The organism is Salmonella sp. SAL4457, assembly GCF_046548235.1.
Classification (GTDB): Bacteria; Pseudomonadota; Gammaproteobacteria; order Enterobacterales; family Enterobacteriaceae; genus Salmonella; species Salmonella enterica.
Window position 1 is genome coordinate 1 of record NZ_JBGDZO010000347.1, and the last position, 280, is coordinate 280.

At 61.1% G+C, this 280-nt stretch carries 1 protein-coding gene; it reads right to left on the reverse strand.

Features of this window, described 5'->3' with window-relative positions:
* The coding region (locus ACLJNW_RS24590; RefSeq protein ID WP_410961269.1) for a transporter substrate-binding domain-containing protein at window positions 1-280 on the reverse strand (280 nt) is incomplete at both ends.

A 280-nucleotide genomic window follows, 5' to 3' on the forward strand; every position in this document is an offset into this window, starting at 1 on the left:
ATGATGTTCATGCCCATCTTCTTGTCCGCGTTCATGGCCTTGAGCAGGCGCTCGGAGGTGGTGCCGGCGGTGGTCACCACGTTCTTGCCCTTGAGGTCGTCGAAGTCCTTGATGTTGGCGGTCTTCTTCGACAGCAGGCGGGTGCCGACCTCGAAGATGCCGACGGAGAAGTCGACCTGCTTCTGGCGCTCTTCGTTGTTGGTGGTGGAGCCGCACTCGATGTCCACGGTGCCGTTCTGCACCAGCGGGATGCGGGTCTGCGAGGTGACCAGGTTATAGC